This window comes from Massilia sp. X63 (assembly GCF_041023745.1).
GTDB lineage: Bacteria > Pseudomonadota > Gammaproteobacteria > Burkholderiales > Burkholderiaceae_D > Telluria.
Window position 1 is genome coordinate 1 of sequence record NZ_JBFTEF010000016.1, and the last position, 19,447, is coordinate 19,447.

Below are 19,447 nucleotides of genomic sequence, written 5' to 3' on the forward strand. Positions count from 1 at the left end.
TCAACAACTACCGTCCGCAGTTCTACTTCCGTACGACTGACGTGACCGGTTCGATCGTGCTGCCGGCCGACAAAGAAATGGTCATGCCAGGCGACAACGTGTCGATCACCGTCAAGCTGATCGCTCCGATCGCGATGGAAGAAGGTCTGCGCTTCGCAATCCGCGAAGGCGGCCGTACCGTCGGCGCCGGCGTGGTTGCCAAGATCATCGCCTAATAAGTGATGCAAGAGGGAGACGGAGTTCTCCGTTTCCCTCAAACAGCATTGTCAGCATGGGTCTCCATGCCGTATAATGCTGGATTCAGCGAGAAGTTTTCGTAGGGGTGTAGCTCAATTGGCAGAGCGTCGGTCTCCAAAACCGAAGGTCGCGGGTTCGATTCCCTCCGCCCCTGCCACCGAATCCTGGTGCCAAGGCACCGAAAGTAAAGAAGATGTCTAATCAATCCGTGCAAACTGTCAGCACCTCGAATGACAAGTTCAAGGTCGCACTGGCGGTAGTTGCCACGATTGCAGGCGTTGTCGGGTTCTTTTACCTGAAAGGCCAGAACAAACCAGCCTTGGTCGCCGCCGGCGCCCTTGTGGCTGGTTTAGTTTTTGCTGTCCTGCTTTTGTGGACCTCCGCAACCGGTCGCGATTTCCTGAATTTCGCCAAAGAGTCGGTGCGTGAGACCAAGAAGGTTGTTTGGCCGACCCGTCGGGAAGCCACCCAGATCACCGGCATCGTGTTTGCCTTTGTGGTCGTGACGGCGATTTTCCTGTGGGGCACGGATAAGGTTCTCGAATTCCTGTTGTACGACGTAGTTCTTGGGTGGAAAAACTAATGAGCGATAACGCTGACAACGTGCCGGGTGAAGTCCCGGCGGCCGGCGTTCCGGCACAAGACGCTGGTGCGCCGCTGAGCGTCCCGGTCAGCAACAAGCGCTGGTACGTCGTACATGTGTACTCCGGCATGGAAAAGAGCGTCATGCGCGCTCTCACCGAGCGCATCGAGCGTGCGGGCATGCAGGAACAGTTCGGCCGCATCCTGGTCCCGACCGAGGAAGTCGTCGAAATGCGTAACGGCACCAAGGCCGTCTCCGAGCGTCGTTTCTTCCCGGGCTATGTCCTGGTCGAGATGGAAATGACCGACGAGACCTGGCACCTGGTCAAGAACACCAGCAAGGTCACCGGCTTCATCGGTGGCAAGTCGAACAAGCCGACGCCGATCCCGGCGCGCGAGATCGACAAGATCATGCAGCAGGTCCAGGAAGGCGTCGAGAAGCCGCGTCCCAAGGTCCTGTACGAAGTGGGCGAGCAGGTCCGCATCAAGGAAGGCCCGTTCACCGACTTCAACGGCAACGTCGAAGAAGTCAACTACGAAAAATCGAAGGTGCGTGTCTCTGTCACCATCTTCGGCCGCGCGACTCCGGTGGAGCTGGAGTTCGGGCAGGTAGAAAAGGTGTAAAGCGCTTTAATCGGAGCGTCGCAGCAGCAAGGCGGAATCCGGTAAGAGGAGCCCCGCCGGAGTGGTAGTGGTGGGGCGCTACTACTCAAACCAATCAAGGAGCCATCATGGCCAAGAAGATTATTGGTTTTATCAAGCTGCAAGTCGCAGCTGGTAAAGCAAACCCATCCCCACCGATCGGCCCAGCACTGGGTCAGCGCGGCCTGAACATCATGGAATTCTGCAAGGCGTTCAACGCCCAGACCCAGGGTTTCGAGCCGGGCATGCCGATTCCTGTCGTGATCACCGCGTTCGCCGACAAGTCCTTCACCTTCGTGATGAAGACCCCGCCGGCAACCTACCTGATCAAGAAAGCCGCTGGCATCACCAAGGGTTCGCCGAAGCCGCATACCGACAAAGTCGGTACGCTGACCCGTGCCCAGGCTGAAGAAATCGCAAAAACCAAGCAGCCGGACCTGACCGCCGCCGACATGGACGCCGCAGTGCGTATCATCGCCGGCTCGGCACGTTCGATGGGCATCACGGTGGAGGGTGTGTAATGGCTAAGCTGTCCAAGCGCGTTAAAGCAATCAAGGCAAAAGTGGACCGTAACAAGGTCTACGCGTTCGACAACGCCGTGGCTCTCGTAAAAGAATTCGCCACCGCCAAGTTCAACGAATCGATCGACGTCGCCGTCCAGCTGGGCGTGGACCCGAAGAAGTCGGACCAAGTGGTCCGCGGTTCGGTCGTCCTGCCAGCAGGCACCGGCAAGACCGTGCGCGTCGCCGTGTTCGCCTCGGGCGACAAGGCCGAAGCCGCTAAAGCTGCAGGCGCCGACATCGTCGGTATGGAAGACCTGGCCGAGCGCGTCAAGGCCGGCGACATGCCGTTCGACATCGTGATCGCCTCGCCGGATACCATGCGTATCGTCGGTACCCTGGGTCAGATCCTGGGCCCGCGCGGCCTGATGCCGAACCCGAAGGTCGGCACCGTGACCCCGGACGTGGCTGGCGCCGTCAAGAACGCCAAGGCCGGTCAGGTCCAGTACCGTACCGACAAGGCTGGTATCGTCCACGCTACCATCGGCCGCAAGTCGTTCTCGGACGAACAGCTGAAGACCAACCTGGTCGCGCTGATCGAAGCCCTGAACAAGGCCAAGCCGGCAACCTCGAAGGGCGTGTACCTGCGCCGCGTCGCGCTGTCGTCGACCATGGGCGCCGGCGTCCGTGTCGATCACGCTTCGATCGCTGCTGCTTAATAGCACTGAATCAAGTCCTCGCTGAATAACGCGAGGCGCATCTTTGGGCTGTCGGAGCAAAACACCGCTCCGGCAGGCAATCAAAGACCGTTGGGCCGAAGGCGGAGGTTGAGCCCGAGGTTAATAAACCACCCAACGCAGATGGTGTACCCGAACAAGTTTTGTAGTCCACGCTGCGTGAGTTCATCCGCGTTAGATTGACTTCTTAACTTCGGACGCCGTGTTCGAACCGATGCAAACATGTTGTCTGCATCATTTAAGGAGATTGACCGTGGGTCTTAATCTGAATGACAAAAAGGCCGTCGTCGAAGAGGTAAGCGCTAAAGTTGCAACCGCGCAAACCATCGTCGTGGCTGAGTACCGTGGCATCCAGGTTGCTCACTTGACCAAACTCCGTGCAACCGCACGCGCCCAGGGCGTGTACCTGCGTGTTCTGAAGAACACGCTGGCACGTCGCTCTGTGGAAGGCACCCAGTTTGCCGCGCTTGCCGATTCCATGACCGGCCCGCTGATCTACTCGATCTCGGACGACGCCGTTGCTGCAGCGAAAGTCATCAACGACTTCGCCAAAACCAACGACAAGCTGGTCGTGAAAGCCGGTAACTACGCTGGCAAGCAGCTCGACGTGGCTGGCGTGACCGCGCTGGCAAGCATCCCGAGCCGCGAAGTCCTCATCGCCCAGCTGCTGGGCGTCATGCAGGCACCGGTGTCTGGCTTTGCACGAGTTCTGGCTGCAGTCGCAGCACAAAAAGGCGAAGGCGCCGCTGCTCCGGCAGCGGAAGCCACCGAAGCGTAATCGCTTCGCGACTTTTTGTTCAAGTAGAACCAAACCTGTACTACACACACACAATATTTGGAGTTTCAAATGGCAATTAGCAAAGAAGAGTTCCTGGACGCAGTTGGCGCAATGTCGGTCATGGAACTGAACGACCTGGTCAAGGCTTTCGAAGAGAAGTTCGGCGTGTCGGCAGCTGCAATGGCAGCACCGGCAGCTGGCGGCGCCGCTGGCGGCGCAGCTGCTGCTGAAGAGCAGACCGAATTCAACGTCGTGCTGACCGAAGTCGGCGCGAACAAGGTCGGCGTCATCAAGGCCGTCCGCGAAATCACCGGCCTGGGCCTGAAGGAAGCCAAAGACGTCGTCGACGGCGCACCGAAGACCGTGAAAGAAGCCCTGCCGAAAGCTGACGCTGAAGCCGCCAAGAAGAAGCTGGAAGAAGCTGGCGCCAAGGCCGAGCTGAAGTAATACATATGCATTGGGCGCTTCACGGCGCCCAGCGCGGGAGTCAAAGCTTGCGGAACCTGCCGAAAGGGAGGGGATGCGGCTTTGGCTCTTTTGTCGTCCCTGCGGCAAACACGAGCGACACCCGGCAACACAGCAGTAAAAAGCAGCACCAGGCAGCACACCAGCAGCACCGGCTTCAGAAACAATCGTAACACAGCAGTACGGCTGTCTTAATCATCTGGCGGGAAAGCAGAGGCTTCAGGCCTTGCGTGTGGTGCGACCACCACTGGCAATTCCTGAATTCTCATCCTTTCTGTCACTCACGGAGTGTCCATGCACTACTCATTTACTGAGAAGAAGCGCATTCGCAAGTCGTTCGCGAAGCGCGCCAACGTTCACAACGTTCCCTATCTTCTGGCTACCCAGCTCGAATCCTACGAGAATTTCTTGCAGGCCGACGCCGCTCCGTCCGTCCGTAAGAACGAAGGCCTGCAGTCGGCTTTCAGCTCCATCTTCCCCATCGTGTCGCACAACGGTTTTGCGCGTCTCGAGTTCCTGTCCTATGTGCTGGGCGACCCCGCGTTTGACGTGAAAGAGTGCCAGCAGCGTGGCCTGACCTTCGCGTCACCGCTGCGCGCCAAGGTGCGTCTGGTGATCCTGGACAAGGAATCGCCGACCAAGCCGGTCGTGAAGGAAATGAAAGAGCAGGAAGTGTACATGGGCGAACTGCCGCTGATGACCACGAACGGTTCGTTCGTCATCAACGGTACCGAGCGCGTCATCGTCTCGCAGCTGCACCGCTCGCCGGGCGTGTTCTTCGAACACGACCGCGGCAAGACGCACTCGTCGGGCAAGCTGCTGTTCTCGGCCCGTATCATTCCTTACCGCGGCTCGTGGCTGGACTTCGAATTCGACCCGAAGGACATCCTGTTCTTCCGCGTCGACCGCCGCCGCAAGATGCCGGTCACGATCCTGCTGAAGGCCATCGGCATGACGCCGGAGCAGATCCTGGCGAACTTCTTCGTCTTCGACAATTTCACTCTGCGCCAGGAAGGCGGCGAGCTGGAGTTCGTGTCCGAACGCCTGCGCGGCGAAGTCGCGCGCTTCGACATCGTCGATCCGAAGTCGGGCAAGACCATCGTCACCAAGGACAAGCGTATCAACGCCAAGCACGTCCGTGACATCGAAGCCGCCGGCATCAAGAGCATTTCGGTGCCGGAAGACTACCTGCTGGGCCGCGTGCTGGCCAAGAACATCGTCGACCAGGACACCGGCGAAGTCATCGCCGTCGCCAACGACGAGCTGACCGAAGAACTGCTGGGCAAGCTGCGCGACGCCAGCGTGACCGACATCCAGACGCTGTACACCAACGACCTGGACCAGGGCGGCTACATCTCGCAGACCCTGCGCACCGACGACACCGCCGACCAGACCGCCGCTCGCGTGGCGATCTACCGCATGATGCGTCCTGGCGAACCGCCGACCGAAGAATCGGTGGAAGCCCTGTTCAACGGCCTGTTCTACAGCCCGGAACGCTACGACCTGTCGGCTGTCGGCCGCATGAAGTTCAACCGCCGCATCGGCCGTGACGAACTCGTGGGCGACATGACCCTGTCGAACGAAGACATCCTGGCCGTGATCAAGATCCTGGTCGAGCTGCGCAATGGCCGCGGCGAAGTCGACGACATCGATCACCTGGGCAACCGCCGCGTGCGTTGCGTCGGCGAACTGGCCGAAAACCAGTTCCGTGCCGGCCTGGTGCGCGTGGAACGCGCCGTCAAGGAACGCCTCGGCCAGGCCGAAGCGGACAACCTGATGCCGCACGACCTGATCAACAGCAAGCCGATCTCGGCAGCTATCCGCGAGTTCTTCGGTTCGTCGCAGCTGTCGCAGTTCATGGACCAGACCAACCCGCTGTCGGAAGTCACCCACAAGCGCCGCGTCTCGGCCCTTGGCCCGGGCGGCCTGACCCGCGAACGTGCCGGCTTCGAGGTGCGCGACGTGCACCCGACCCACTACGGCCGCGTGTGCCCGATCGAAACGCCTGAAGGCCCGAACATCGGCCTGATCAACTCGCTGGCACTGTACGCCCGCCTGAACGAATACGGCTTCCTGGAAACCCCATACCGCAAGGTCGAGGATTCGAAAGTCACCGACAAGATCGAATACCTGTCGGCGATCGAAGAAGGCCGCTACATCATTGCGCAGGCGAACGCCGCGATCAATGAAGAAGGCCAGCTGGTCGACGAACTGGTGTCGGCACGTGAAGCCGGCGAAACCATCCTGGTCTCGCCAGAGCGCATCCAGTACATGGACGTGGCCCCGGGCCAGATCGTGTCGGTCGCAGCCTCGCTGATTCCGTTCCTCGAGCACGATGACGCGAACCGTGCACTGATGGGCGCCAACATGCAGCGCCAGGCCGTGCCTTGCCTGCGTCCTGAGAAGGCCGTGGTCGGTACCGGCATCGAGCGCACCGTGGCGGTCGACTCGGGCACCACCGTGCAAGCCCTGCGCGGCGGCGTGGTCGACTACATCGATGCGGGCCGTGTGGTCATCCGCGTGAACGACGACGAGGCGCAAGCCGGCGAAGTCGGCGTGGACATCTACAACCTGATCAAGTACACCCGTTCGAACCAGAACACCAACATCAACCAGCGTCCGATCGTGCAAGTGGGCGATCGCGTGGCACGCGGCGACGTCATCGCCGACGGCGCCTCGACCGACCTGGGCGAACTGGCACTGGGCCAGAACATGCTGGTGGCGTTCATGCCGTGGAACGGCCTGAACTTCGAAGATTCGATCCTGATCTCGGAAAACGTGGTCAAGGACGACCGCTACACCTCGATCCACATCGAGGAACTGTCGGTGGTCGCACGTGACACCAAGCTGGGCGCGGAAGAAATCACCCGCGACATCTCGAACCTGGCCGAGAACCAGCTGGCTCGCCTGGACGAGTCGGGCATCGTCTACATCGGCGCCGAAGTGCAAGCCGGCGACGTGCTGGTCGGTAAGGTCACCCCGAAGGGCGAGACCCAGCTGACCCCGGAAGAGAAGCTGCTGCGCGCCATCTTCGGTGAGAAAGCGTCGGATGTAAAAGATACCTCGCTGCGCGTGCCGTCGGGCATGGTCGGCACCGTCATCGACGTGCAAGTGTTCACCCGCGAAGGCATCCAGCGCGACAAGCGCGCCCAGCAGATCATCGACGACGAGCTGAAGCGCTACCGCCTGGACCTGAACGACCAGATGCGTATCGTGGAAGGCGACGCCTTCCAGCGTCTGGAGCGCATGCTGATCGGTAAGATCGTCAACGGCGGTCCGAAGAAGCTGGCGAAGGGTGCCGCGATCACCGCCGACTACCTGGCCGACCTGGACAAGTTCCACTGGTTCGACATCCGTCCGGCCGACGACGAGACCGCCAACGCACTGGAAGCGATCAAGGAGTCGATCAACGAGAAGCGCCACCAGTTCGACCTGGCCTTCGAAGAGAAGCGCAAGAAGCTGACGCAAGGCGACGAGCTGCAGCCTGGCGTGCAGAAGATGGTCAAGGTCTACCTGGCCGTCAAGCGCCGCCTGCAGTCGGGCGACAAGATGGCAGGCCGCCACGGTAACAAGGGTGTGGTCTCGCGTATCGTTCCGGTGGAAGACATGCCGTTCATGGCGGACGGCCGTCCGGCCGACGTCGTGCTGAACCCGCTGGGCGTTCCGTCGCGTATGAACGTCGGTCAGATCTTGGAAACCCACCTCGGTTGGGCTGCAAAAGGTCTGGGCTGGCGCATCGGCGAAATGCTGCAGGCGCAAGCGAAGGCGGCAGAACTGCGCACCTTCCTGGGCAAGATCTACAACGAAACCGGCCGCAAGGAAGACCTGGACAGCTTCAGCGATGAAGAAATCCTGAGCCTGGCGCACAACCTCAGGAACGGCGTGCCGTTCGCGACCCCGGTGTTCGACGGCGCCCACGAAGACGACATCCGCCGCATGCTGGACCTGGCCTTCCCGGACGACATCGCTGCCCACCTGGGCATGACCCCGTCCAAGAACCAGGTCACCATGTTCGACGGCCGCACCGGCGAAGCATTCGAGCGCAAGGTCACCGTCGGCTTCATGCACATGCTGAAGCTGCACCACCTGGTCGACGACAAGATGCACGCCCGCTCGACCGGCCCGTACTCGCTGGTGACGCAGCAGCCGCTGGGCGGTAAAGCCCAGTTCGGTGGCCAGCGCTTCGGTGAGATGGAGGTGTGGGCACTGGAAGCGTACGGTGCATCGTACGTGCTGCAGGAAATGCTGACCGTGAAGTCGGACGACGTGAACGGCCGTACCAAGGTGTACGAGAACCTGGTCAAGGGCGATCACGTGATCGATGCCGGCATGCCGGAATCGTTCAACGTGCTGGTGAAGGAAATCCGTTCGCTGGGTATCGACATCGATCTCGAGCGCAACTAAGCAGGGCCAGCATGGCCGCCAGCCTTCGGGCTCGGCCTGCTGCCTTTGAAACGTCGCCCCGGCGCAGGCCGGGGCCCACTACGGTGAAACAGCCGTAGAAACTGGATCCCGGCCTGCGCCGGGATGACGCTTTCAAGGGTAGTGGGTTCAGCAAGCACCGGCGAAAATCGGTGAGAAGCGGCGGCAGTAGTACTCAGTAAAGAATTCAATCACCTGGAGTGATACATGAAAGCACTGCTCGATCTATTCAAGCAAGTTCAAACGAACGAAAGCTTCGACGCCATCAAGATTGGCCTGGCGTCGCCCGAGAAAATCCGTTCGTGGTCCTACGGCGAAGTCAAGAAGCCGGAAACCATCAACTACCGCACCTTCAAGCCTGAGCGCGACGGCCTGTTCTGCGCCAAGATCTTTGGCCCGATCAAGGACTACGAATGCCTGTGCGGCAAGTACAAGCGCCTGAAGCACCGCGGCGTGATCTGCGAGAAGTGCGGCGTCGAAGTCACGCTGGCCAAGGTGCGCCGCGAGCGCATGGGCCACATCGAGCTGGCCTCGCCGACCGCCCACATCTGGTTCCTGAAGTCGCTGCCGTCGCGTCTGGGCATGGTCCTGGACATGACCCTGCGCGACATCGAACGCGTGCTGTACTTCGAAGCATACGTCGTGACCGATCCTGGCATGACCCCGCTGAAGAAGTGCCAGATCATGTCGGAAGACGACTACGCCGCCAAGTACGAAGAGTACGGCGACGACTTCACCGCATTCATGGGCGCCGAAGGCATCCGTGAACTGCTGCGCTCGATCGACATCCACCGCGATGCCGAAGCCCTGCGCGTCGAGCTGAAAGAGTCGAAATCCGAAGCCAAGATCAAGAAATACGCCAAGCGCCTGAAAGTGCTCGAGGCGTTCCAGCGCTCGGGCATCAAGCCTGAGTGGATGATCATGGAAGTGCTCCCGGTCCTGCCGCCGGAGCTGCGTCCGCTCGTCCCGCTGGACGGCGGCCGTTTCGCGACCTCCGACCTGAACGACCTGTATCGCCGCGTCATCAACCGTAATAACCGCCTGAAGCGCCTGATGGAACTGCGCGCGCCGGAAATCATTACGCGTAACGAGAAGCGCATGCTGCAGGAAGCAGTGGACTCGCTGCTGGACAACGGCCGTCGCGGCAAAGCGATGACCGGCGCCAACAAGCGTCCGCTGAAGTCGCTGGCCGAAATGATCAAGGGTAAGGGCGGCCGCTTCCGTCAGAACCTGCTGGGCAAGCGCGTCGACTACTCGGGCCGTTCGGTCATCGTGGTGGGTCCGCAGCTGAAACTGCACCAGTGCGGCCTGCCGAAGCTGATGGCCCTGGAACTGTTCAAGCCGTTCATCTTCAACAAGCTGGAACTGATGGGTCTCGCGACCACCATCAAGGCCGCCAAGAAGCTGGTCGAGATCCAAGAGCCGGTGGTCTGGGACATCCTGGAAGAGGTCATCAAAGAGCACCCGGTCATGCTGAACCGTGCGCCGACCCTGCACCGTCTCGGTATCCAGGCGTTCGAGCCGGTCCTGATCGAAGGCAAGGCAATCCAGCTGCACCCGCTGGTCTGCGCGGCGTTCAACGCCGACTTCGACGGTGACCAGATGGCGGTCCACGTGCCGCTGTCGATCGAAGCGCAGATGGAAGCGCGTACCCTGATGCTGGCGTCGAACAACATCCTGTTCCCGTCGAACGGCGAACCGTCGATCGTGCCGTCGCAGGATATCGTGCTGGGTCTGTACTACGCGACCCGCGAAGCGATCAACGCCAAGGGCGAGGGCATGCTGTTCCCGGACGTGTCGGAAGTCATCCGCGCGTACGACAACAAGGAAGTCGAACTGGCGACCCGCATCACCGTGCGTATCGTGGAATATCCACGCGTGGCCGGCAGCGACGAGTTCGAGCGCACCGTGACCCGCTACGAGACCACCGTCGGCCGTGCGATCCTGTCCGAGATCCTGCCGAAAGGCCTGCCGTTCTCGGTGCTGAACCGCGCCCTGAAGAAGAAGGAAATCTCGAAGCTGATCAACACGTCGTTCCGCAAGTGCGGCCTGCGTGCGACCGTCGTCTTCGCGGACAAGCTGATGCAGTCGGGCTTCCGCCTGGCGACCCGCGCCGGCATTTCGATCGCCGTCGACGACATGCTGATCCCGGACGTCAAGAAGGGCATGATCGCCACCGCCGAAGCCGAAGTGAAGCAGATCGAGCAGCAGTACGCCTCGGGTCTGGTCACCGCCGGCGAGCGTTACAACAAGGTGGTCGACATCTGGGGCAAGACCTCGGACGAAGTCGGCAAGGCGATGATGGACCAGCTGAAAGTGGAACCGGTCACCAAGCGTGACGGCACCGAAGGCACCCAGGAATCGTTCAACGCGATTTACATGATGGCCGACTCGGGCGCCCGTGGTTCGGCAGCCCAGATCCGCCAGCTGGCCGGTATGCGAGGCCTGATGGCCAAGCCGGACGGTTCGATTATCGAAACGCCGATTACCGCGAACTTCCGCGAAGGCCTGAACGTTCTGCAGTACTTCATCTCGACCCACGGCGCCCGTAAGGGTCTGGCGGATACGGCACTGAAGACCGCGAACTCGGGTTACCTGACCCGCCGCCTGGTCGACGTGACCCAGGATCTGGTGGTCATCGAGGACGATTGCGGCACCACCAACGGCACGCACATGAAGGCGATGGTCGAAGGCGGTGAAGTCATCGAGCCGCTGCGCGACCGTATCCTCGGCCGCGTGACCGGTACCGACGTCGTCAATCCGGAAACCCAGGAAACCCTGTTCGAAGCCGGCACCCTGCTGGACGAAGACATGGTGGAAGAGATCGAACGCGTCGGCATCGACGAAGTGAAGGTCCGCACCCCGCTGAACTGCGACACCCGCTATGGCCTGTGCGCCAAGTGCTACGGCCGTGACCTCGGCCGCGGCATGCTGGTGAACGCCGGCGAAGCAGTCGGTGTCGTTGCAGCACAGTCGATCGGTGAGCCGGGTACCCAGCTGACCATGCGTACCTTCCACATCGGTGGTGCGGCATCGCGTGCAGCAGTGGCATCCTCGGTCGAAGCCAAGTCGAACGGCACGGTCCGCTTCACCGCGACCATGCGTTACGTCACCAACGGCAAGGGCGCGCAGATCGTCATCTCGCGTTCGGGCGAAGTCCTGATCACCGACGACCACGGCCGTGAGCGCGAGCGTCACAAGGTGCCGTACGGCGCGACCCTGATCGTCAAGGACGGCCAGGTGGTCAAGGCCGGCACCGCGCTGTCGACCTGGGATCCGCTGACCCGTCCGATCATTACCGAGTACGCAGGTACGATCCGCTTCGAAAACGTGGAAGAGGGCGTCACCGTCGCTCGCCAGGTCGACGAAGTGACCGGCCTGTCGACCCTGGTCGCGATCGATCCGAAGCGCCGCGGTTCGGGCAAGGTCCTGCGTCCGCAGGTCAAGCTGCTGAACGAAGAAGGCCAGGAAGTGAAGATCGCCGGCACCGAACACGCCGTGACGATCGGCTTCCAGGTCGGCGCGCTGATCATGGTCAAGGACGGCCAGCAAGTCTCGGTGGGTGAAGTGCTGGCACGTATCCCGACCGAATCGCAGAAGACCCGTGACATTACCGGTGGTCTGCCGCGCGTTGCCGAACTGTTCGAAGCACGTTCGCCGAAAGACGCGGGCATGCTGGCCGAAGTCACCGGTACCGTCGCGTTCGGTAAAGAGACCAAGGGCAAGCAGCGCCTGGAAATCACCGACATGGACGGCAACAAGCACGAGTTCCTGATCACCAAGGACAAGCAAGTGCTGGTGCACGACGGCCAGGTGGTGAACAAGGGCGAGATGATCGTCGACGGTCCGGCCGATCCGCAGGACATCCTGCGCCTGCTGGGTATCGAAGCGCTGGCACGTTACATCGTCGATGAAGTCCAGGACGTGTACCGTCTGCAGGGCGTGAAGATCAACGACAAGCACATCGAGGTGATCGTTCGCCAGATGCTGCGTCGCGTCCAGATCGTCGAAGCCGGCGACACCGACTACATCGTCGGCGAGCAGGTGGAGCGTTCGGAGCTGCTGGAAGAAAACGACAAGGTCACGGCTGCAGGCAAACTGCCGGCAACCTACGAAAACGTGCTGCTGGGTATTACCAAGGCATCGCTGTCGACCGACTCGTTCATCTCGGCTGCATCGTTCCAGGAAACCACCCGCGTCCTGACCGAAGCGGCGATCATGGGCAAGCGCGACGGTCTGCGCGGCCTGAAGGAAAACGTCATCGTCGGCCGCCTGATCCCTGGCGGTACCGGTCTGGCATTCCACCGCGCCCGCAAGGAGAAGGAAGTGTGGGAGGCGGAAGAGCGCCAGGCACTGCTGCAGCAGGAGAAGGCCAACATGGCCGCCGAACTGCAGGCGATGGAAGACCAGCAGAATGCTGCGGCTTCGGTCGAGCAGCATCATGGCGACGACGAGTAATCGTCCTAGCTGCTAGCTGAAAATGAGAACGGCACCCGAAAGGGTGCCGTTTTTTTTTGCCTCATCAACCAGGTTTTTATCCAAACATCTCCGCCTCAAGAGGTATATACAAGATGCGGTGTTTACAAACATTACGGACCATATATTAATCCGTAACAGGCGGTTTTCGGCAAATTACGTTTGATCAAATGTATCTGATGCGTGCATACATTTGCCTTCCCGTTAACGTCCCTCCACCCACCTCGTCCTTAGTGAAGAGCCCCTATCGCTCGCTACCCGCCATGCATGCACGCAGGCAATTCCCTACTGCGAACCGACGCGCAGGTGTGTTGTATGCATGCTACTTCAAGGAAATCTTGCGATTGACACAATGCTGTTCGGAATGTTCTGATGAAGGCCAAGTTTTCCTGACAGGAAAGTCAGAAACGCTGAACTTTGACCGATGCAAATGTGAGAAAGGGTGAATTTTATCCATTGAAACTCTCGTCCGTTAGCTGACCCAGCCGACGTACTGCTGTCTCGTTGTTGCACTGCTCTGATTCAAAATAATTCAATTAATAGATTTAATCGGGAGATTTATGTTGCATACAGTTAAACAAAAGTCCAAAGTGACCACGCTGCGCCGTTCCGCCATTTCCGTGGCAATCGGCATGTGCTTCATGGGCGCGGCTTTGGCTGCAGAAACCGGTGGCCTGCGTATCGCCATTACCGGTAACGGCGGCAAGCCTGTCGCCGGCGCGACGGTTCGTATCAGCTCGCCAAGCAGCCTGGTTACCAAGACGGCAGTTACCGAAGCGGACGGCACCGTTCGCGTCGCCGGCCTGGACCCGGCAACGGACTACAAGATCGAAGTGGTCGCTCCTGGCTACACGAGTTACACCGCGACCGACGTCGCCGTGGTCTCCAACCAGAATCCAAGCCTGACCTACTCGATCGGCGGCGACGTTGCCACTCCGGGTGCGCAGCAGGTGGTCGTGACCGGTTCGCGCCTGGTGCGCGTCGACACCACCTCGGCCACCGTCGGCACCGTGCTGAACCTGGGCGTGGTGGAGTCGCTCCCGACCGCGCGTAGCTACCAGAGCTACCTGCAGCTGGTCCCGGGCGTCAAGCCTTCGTCCGGCGGCAACCCGTCGTCGAAGTCGGGCGTGAACTATTCGGACATCGGCGGCGCCACCGGCACCTCGTCGGACAACGTCTACATCCTGGACGGCATCGACGTCACCGACTCGAACACGGGTACCTTCGGTTCGAACATCAACTCCGAGATCATCCAGGAACAGCAGATCCTGACCGGTGGCATCCCGGCCGAGTTCGCTGGTGGTTCGGGCCTGGTCTCGAAAGTCATCACCAAGTCGGGTAGCAACGAATACCACGGCTCGGTCAACTACTACTTCCAGAACGACAGCCTGGTCGCCAAGAACAAGCACAATACCGCTTCGGGCTTCTCGACCTACGATACGGCCGTCACCCTGGGCGGCCCGATCATCAAGGACAAGCTGTGGTTCTTCGGCTCGTTCCAGAAGAAGGCCCGCGAAACCGACGTGGTCAACGCCGGCACCGGCGCGTTCATGCGTACCGTGAACCGTGACGAAAAGCTGGGCTTCGGCAAGATCACCTGGCAGATGACCGAGAACGACCGCCTGGTGGCATCGTTCTTCAACGACCCGACCGAGATCAGCGGCACCACGACCGCGACCACGCTGAACAACCGCGATACCCGTCGCAAGCAGGGTGGCGACAACTACAGCATCCAGTACTCGCGCGACATGGAAAACCTGCGCCTGACTGCGTATGCGTTCCGCCACAATGGCGAAGTCTCGGACTTCGCGGCAGACCAGTCGCCGCGCAACAACGTTGCCTTCCGCAACAATCCGGGCGCGACCCTGGAGCAGCGTAACCTGGGCGGCTTCGGCACCGACACGATCTCGGAACGTAACCGTGACGAAGTCGGCATCAACGCAGAATACTTCTGGGAAACCGCCAACGCCGGCACCCACACCATCAAGTCCGGCTTCCTGGTCTCGAAGAACGAGTACTTCGAAGATGCACGCTACACTGGTACCGAGAAGGCGCTGTATACCTCGATCGCCGCCGCCAACAGCGGCGTCAGCTTCGCCGAGTTCGTCGGCAGCGGCTGGACCGGCTCGCGCGCCATGGCCGCAGCCGACATTCCGCGTGTGATCACCGCCATCAACGGTGCTTCCGCCGCGGACAAGGCTTACTTCCTCAACCTGATCGACACCAACCGCGACGGCGTGATCAGCGATCCGGAAGTCCGTGCCGTGCGCTTCAACACCACCGCCGGCAACCCGGGCGGCCAGGTCAACCAGTACCGCATCGTCGAGGCCCAAGCGGCGCCATATACCGTGGAAGCCACCGGCAAGGCCTTCTTCCTGCAGGATACCTGGACCAAGGACCGCCTGACCATCGGCGCCGGCGTGCGTGCCGAAGAGTGGGTGCACAAGGATTCGAAGGGCAACCAGGCTGCCAAGTTCGATTGGAAGCTGGCGCCGCGCCTGAACGTCGTGTATGACCCGACCGGCGAAGGCCGTAGCAAGGTCTGGGCCTTCCTGGGCCGCTACTACGATCCGATCCGCACCAACATGTCCGACTTCGCCGGTAACCTGACCGGTCCGGTGCAGGACGAGCAAGTTCGCCTGGGCGACCGCTGGCTGACCTTCCGTACCCGCGGCGGCGAAAAGACCCCGGATGCCGTGTTCGCACCGTCGACCAAGACGCCGTTCACCGACGAGTTCATGATCGGCTACGCGACCAACCTGGGCCGCGACTGGACCGCGTCGATCGCCTACACCAAGCGCCGCACCCGCGACATCCTGGAAGATTACGACCTGTCGCTGTACTCGGATCCGGCCAACACGCCTGACGTCGAAGGCCACGCCGCACCGGGCACCTTCCTGTACCTGCCGTACTCGTACTTCGGCTATTCGTCGAAGCCGAACTCGAACTACGTGCTGGGCACGCTGGCCGGCGGCAAGCGTGACTACCAGGGCGTCGAAGTCAACCTGACCAAGGCCAAGCGCGACAACTGGATGGGTTCGGTGTCCTATACCTGGAACCAGGCCAAGGGCAACACCAACTCGGATAGTAACGCTGACTTCCAGGGCGACTGGCTGGCACTCGATCCGCGTGCTCCGAACGCCTACGGCCCGCAGCCTGGCGACATCAAGCACCAGTTCAAGGGTTATGGCACCTACTACTTCAACAACGGCATCGAGCTGAGCGGCGTGTTCAACTGGAACAGCGGCCTGCGTTACACCCGCGCGCAGCTGATTTCCGGTCGTTACCTGCCGGAGATGGACGATGCTTACGTGGTCGGCAACACCCTGGATACCTGGATCAAGCCGGGCTCCATCGGTGCCGAAGTGGGCCCGTCGTACTACACCTTCGACATGCGCCTGAAGTACACCTACAAGCTGGCGGGCAGCCAGAAGGTCGAGTTCTTCCTCGACGTCTTCAACGTCCTCGACAAGCAGTCGGGCACGAGCGCAATGGCCCTGACCGCCGGCAACGGCGTGTACAAGTTCGGCGAATCGAACGCCTTCGTCGAGCCACGCCGCCTGTACGTCGGCGCACGCTACTCGTTCTGATCGAGCGATCTTCCGTGCATGAAACCGGCCCCGCAAGGGGCCGGTTTTTTTTCGTCCTGCCGCGCAAGCGAGGGTGGGGCGCGAATGTGAAGTGCTTAACTCATCCGTACGCCCATCCGCCGTAATGACTGCTATGATTCACTGCTGAGTTATCGAACTTTTCACATTTCTGCCTACTGAGCAATATGCCTTGGCCATTTGACGCGACGTCGGACGCATCGGGCGGATCCGCCCACATCACGGAAATGGAGCGCCAGATGCGCGCCTTTCCCTGGGAGACCACCGCCGTCGGCCCGGTCGCCGGATGGCCGCAGAGCCTGAAAAGCGCGGTGCGCACCGTGCTCGACCTGCGCCTGCCGGCCTACCTCGCGTGGGGCGATGCCTGCGTCCAGTTCTACAACGACGCCTATGTCCCGATCCTGGGCGACAAGAAGCAGGACGCCCTCGGCAACGATTCGCGCGTCACCTGGGCCGAGATCTGGCCAACCATCGGCCCGATGTGGACCCAGGTGCGCCAGGGTCAGTCGCTCGGTTCCGACGCGCTGCCGCTCACCATCAAGCGCTACGGCTACTACGAGACCTGTTACTTCAGCCATTCGCACAGCCCGATCTACGGCGACTCGGGCGAGGTCGAGGGCGTGCTGGTGACCTTCGCCGAGATCACCAAGGCGGTGCTGGGCGAACGCCGGCGCGCCTACCAGGTCAAGCTGGCCGACGCCCTGCGCCGCGAGACCGAATTCGGGCCGCTGCTCAAGGCCACCATCCGCCTCACCAGCGAATACTTCACCAATTCCAACGTCGCCTACGTCGAGATCGACGAACAGAAGCGCACCTTCACGGTCAAGGAAGAATGGAAGGACGGCGTCGAAACCGGCGGCGCCCAGGGCACGCTGCCGGTCGACATGCTGTCGCCCGCCCAGCTCGGCCAGCTGCGCGCCGGCACCACCATCTGCATCGACGACGTCTCGACCGACCCCGAATGCGCGGCCGTCGCCAGGCCCTGCGTGATGCTGGGCGTCCATTCGGTGGTGGTGATTCCGCTCAAGGACGGCGACCGACTGCACGGCGCCGGTTTCCTGTACAAGGACCATGCCTACCGCTGGACCGACGACGAGCGCACGCTGGCCGAAGACCTGGCGCGCCGCACCTGGGAGGCGCTGCGCCGCATCCGCGCCGAAGAAGCGCTGCGCGAAGAAACCCGCATCCTCGAGCTGCTCAACCGCGCCGGCAGCGTGCTCGCCTCCACCCTCGACATCGACACGCTGCTGCAGTCGGTCACCGACGCCGCCACCGAACTGACCGGGGCCGAATTCGGCGCCTTCTTCTACAACGGCAAGGACGCCAACGGCGACGCCTACCTGCTCTACACCCTCAGCGGCGCGCCGCGCGAGGCCTTCGAGAAGCTCGGCCATCCGCGTCCCACCGCCATCTTCAGCCCCACGTTCGAAGGCGGGCCACCGCTGCGCAGCGACGACATCACCAAGGACCCGCGCTACGGCCGCATGGGTCCGCACTTCGGCATGCCGCAAGGGCACCTGCCGGTGCGCAGCTACCTGGCGGCCTCGGTCAGCTCGCGCTCGGGCGAGGTGCTGGGCTGCCTGATGTTCGGTCATTCGCAGCCGACGATGTTCGACGAGCGCACCGAGCAGCTCATTTCCGGCTTCGTGGCGCAGGCCGCGGTGGCGATCGACAACGCGCGCCTGTACGAGCTGGCGCAGCGCGCCGCCAGGGAGCGCGAGGGCATCCTGGCCAGCGAGCGCGCCGCCCGCGCCGAGGCCGAACGCCACAGCAAGATGAAGGACGAGTTCCTGGCCATGCTGGCGCACGAGCTGCGCAATCCGCTGGCGCCGATCACCAACGCCGCGCAGCTGCTGCGCATGCCCACGGTGGACGAGAGCCTGCGCCTCAAGGCCGGCAACATCATCTCGCGCCAGGTGCGCCACATGACCGAACTGGTGGACGACCTGCTGGACGTCTCGCGCGTCACGCGTGGGCTGGTCAAGCTCGAAACCGAGACCCTGGAACTGAACGAGGTGCTGCGCTCCGCGGTCGAGCAGGCACGCCCGCACATCGAGGCGCGCAACCATGCGCTGGCGGTGGAGGCGCCGGCCCGGCAGGTAATGGTGGCGGGCGACCGCACGCGCCTGGTGCAGGTGCTGGCCAACCTGCTGAACAACGCTGCCAAGTACACGCCGTCCGGCGGGCGCATCGTATTGCGCCTGGAGGCCGGTCCCGAGCAGGCGCGCATGACCGTCATCGACAACGGCAGCGGCATCGACGCCAGGCTGCTGCCGCACGTGTTCGACCTGTTCACCCAGGCCGAGCGCACGCCGGACCGCTCGCAGGGCGGCCTCGGGATCGGCCTGGCGCTGGTGAAGACCATCGTGCAGATGCACGGCGGCCAGGTCGAGGCGCACAGCGACGGGCCCAATCTCGGGTCCTCGGTATCGGTGCTGCTGCCCCTGGCCGCGGGGGCGTGCGGGGCCGGCGGTCCGGCCGCGGCCGAGGGGCGGCGCGCGCAGCCGGCGGCCAGGCTGCCGGTGGCGCCGTGCGTGCTCACCATCGTCGACGACAACGTCGATGCGGCGCAGTCGCTGGCGGTGCTGCTGCGCGAGCAGGGGCATACCGTGCACGTCTTCGACGGCGCCTTGCGTACGCTCGCCTCCAGCGAGACCGCGGGCACGCACGCCTTCATCCTCGACATCGGCCTGCCCGACATGACCGGCTACGAACTGGCGCGCCGCCTGCGCCGCGACCACCCGCAGGCCAGCTTCATCGCGCTCACTGGCTACGGCCAGGCGCGCGACCGCGACCTGTCGAAGCAGGCCGGCTTCGACCACCACCTGGTCAAGCCGGTCGAATTCCGGGCGCTGGCGGACATCCTGGCGCGGCTGCCGCAGTGCCGGCCGGCCGGGGCCGCGGCGCCGCCGGCGGTGGCGCAGGAACCGGACATCGCCGGTGTAAGCTGATGTGGTCGCCTTGACTTTATTGCCATTAATCAGCAATATTGTTAAATCC

General features: G+C 62.1%; 11 protein-coding genes and 1 tRNA gene. All 12 read left to right on the plus strand.

The features are described from left to right. Positions 1-215, plus strand: a 215-nt coding sequence (locus AB3347_RS22595) for an elongation factor Tu (RefSeq protein WP_369093966.1), incomplete at its 5' end; no start/stop codon positions are given. A 103-nt stretch (positions 216-318) separates the two neighbouring features. Continuing rightward, a tRNA-Trp gene (locus AB3347_RS22600) sits at positions 319-394 on the plus strand. 36 nt (positions 395-430) lie between these two features. After that, positions 431-820 (plus strand): preprotein translocase subunit SecE, encoded by a 390-nt coding sequence (secE, locus tag AB3347_RS22605; protein ID WP_369093967.1) that lies wholly within the window; start codon positions 431-433, stop codon positions 818-820. Continuing rightward, the gene (gene nusG, locus AB3347_RS22610; protein WP_369093968.1) at positions 820-1,443 is read left to right on the plus strand and encodes a transcription termination/antitermination protein NusG; all 624 of its coding nucleotides are present in this window, start codon (positions 820-822) and stop codon (positions 1,441-1,443) included. The genes secE and nusG overlap by 1 nt, the downstream gene beginning before the upstream one ends. A gap of 107 nt (positions 1,444-1,550) precedes the next feature. After that, a complete protein-coding gene (rplK, locus tag AB3347_RS22615) occupies positions 1,551-1,982 on the plus strand; it encodes a 50S ribosomal protein L11 (RefSeq protein ID WP_020653552.1) in 432 nt (143 codons plus the stop codon). Next, on the plus strand, positions 1,982-2,680 hold the full coding sequence (gene rplA / locus AB3347_RS22620) for a 50S ribosomal protein L1 (protein WP_369093969.1): 699 nt from the start codon (positions 1,982-1,984) through the stop codon (positions 2,678-2,680). The genes rplK and rplA overlap by 1 nt, the downstream gene beginning before the upstream one ends. A gap of 271 nt (positions 2,681-2,951) precedes the next feature. Continuing rightward, positions 2,952-3,476 (plus strand): 50S ribosomal protein L10, encoded by a 525-nt coding sequence (gene rplJ, locus AB3347_RS22625; RefSeq protein WP_369093970.1) that lies wholly within the window; start codon positions 2,952-2,954, stop codon positions 3,474-3,476. Positions 3,477-3,545: 69 nt separating this feature from the next. Further along, the gene (gene rplL / locus AB3347_RS22630) at positions 3,546-3,923 is read left to right on the plus strand and encodes a 50S ribosomal protein L7/L12 (protein ID WP_027868024.1); all 378 of its coding nucleotides are present in this window, start codon (positions 3,546-3,548) and stop codon (positions 3,921-3,923) included. Between the two features lie 312 nt (positions 3,924-4,235). Then, positions 4,236-8,345 (plus strand): DNA-directed RNA polymerase subunit beta, encoded by a 4,110-nt coding sequence (gene rpoB, locus AB3347_RS22635; RefSeq protein WP_369093971.1) that lies wholly within the window; start codon positions 4,236-4,238, stop codon positions 8,343-8,345. Positions 8,346-8,570: 225 nt separating this feature from the next. Further along, positions 8,571-12,821, plus strand: coding sequence for a DNA-directed RNA polymerase subunit beta' (rpoC, locus tag AB3347_RS22640; protein ID WP_369093972.1), 4,251 nt, complete (start codon positions 8,571-8,573; stop codon positions 12,819-12,821). A gap of 608 nt (positions 12,822-13,429) precedes the next feature. Beyond that, the gene (locus AB3347_RS22645) at positions 13,430-16,429 is read left to right on the plus strand and encodes a carboxypeptidase regulatory-like domain-containing protein (protein WP_369093973.1); all 3,000 of its coding nucleotides are present in this window, start codon (positions 13,430-13,432) and stop codon (positions 16,427-16,429) included. A 257-nt stretch (positions 16,430-16,686) separates the two neighbouring features. Next, positions 16,687-19,398, plus strand: a complete 2,712-nt coding sequence (locus AB3347_RS22650) for an ATP-binding protein (protein ID WP_369093974.1) — start codon at positions 16,687-16,689, stop codon at positions 19,396-19,398. Positions 19,399-19,447: the final 49 nt, after the last annotated feature.